The organism is Streptococcus sp. HMSC36C04, from assembly GCF_001839535.1.
In the GTDB taxonomy this organism is placed as follows: Bacteria; Bacillota; Bacilli; order Lactobacillales; family Streptococcaceae; genus Streptococcus; species Streptococcus hominis.
This window is the reverse complement of sequence record NZ_KV841573.1, coordinates 1-1,087: the sequence shown is the minus strand read 5'-3', so window position 1 is coordinate 1,087 and position 1,087 is coordinate 1. Positions and strand designations below refer to the sequence as shown.

Sequence of the window (1,087 nt, the reverse complement as noted above, 5' to 3'; positions counted from 1 at the left end):
TTCCCAATTGTCAAGTCAAGTGCAACAAAGTTGTTCCTCTGATTAAGTGAGTATCTTTCAAGCTGTTTGAGTTAGCTCAAACAGCTTTTTTGCGGACTGATAGCCATGGATTCGTCTAGGTCTTTCATTGATAGCCTTTGTATAGTCCTCTAAAAGTGTCGGATTTAGTTTTTTTAGTGAGGATCCTTTGGGAATGAACTCTCTTAATAATCCATTGAAATTCTCATTTGTGCCTCGTTCATAAGATGAATAGGTATGTGCAAAATAAACATCTAATCCCTCTATCTTACTCAATGATGAAAATTCGTTTCTATTATCTGCAGTTATGGACTTAATGGGATAAAGTTTCATACACTCTAAGACTGCTTGATTGACATACTCTGCTTTCTTTTCCACGAGTTTCTTTGTGACAGCATAGCGTGTTTGTCGTTCTACCAATGTTAAAATAGAAGGTTCTCCTATTGTCTTTCCACCCAGAACAGAATCGATTTCCCAATCTCCAAAACGGGAACGATTATTAATCTCTTCTGGTCTTTCTTCAATTGACTTTCCTAGATGTTTCTTGGTAGAGGGACGCTTGTTAAATTTCTTACGGATCCGCACTGCTCTTGGTAAATCAATAACCTTAATCTCTAACAAACCTTGATGGATATAGTTATAGAGCGTCTTGGTTGAAGGAACAACTGCATCTACATGTTGGAGTCTATAGGTATGAACAAAGGTATCCACGCTATGCACCCTTGGTTTCTCTAGCATCCCGATAACGGTTATGGGCAGCATCTGCATAATAGTGTTGGTAGTAGACCTTCTGCCCATTGACTTTTTTCCATTGTGTTATAGAACCACGATTAATTTCACGAGTAATAGTAGAGCGATTTCTCCCCAGTCTACGAGCAATTTCAGCAGGTTTGAGTCCTACGCTTAAATAAGCTTCAATTTCTCCTCGCTCAGCTTCAGATAAGTGCTTGTAGGATTGATTTGTGGTAGAATAATTGTAGACATGTTCATCTTCCTTTATACTGTTTTTCGCAACTCTAGTATATCAGATGAACATGTCTTCTGTGTTGCACTTCATTTTACAACAGGG

The 1,087-nt window shown here is 38.3% G+C and carries 1 pseudogene; it reads right to left on the bottom strand.

Annotation, left to right across the window (positions count from 1 at the left end):
* Window positions 1-57: 57 nt before the first annotated feature.
* Window positions 58-1,008 (bottom strand): annotated as a pseudogene (locus HMPREF3249_RS01430) (IS30 family transposase).
* Between the last annotated feature and the right edge of the window lie 79 nt (window positions 1,009-1,087).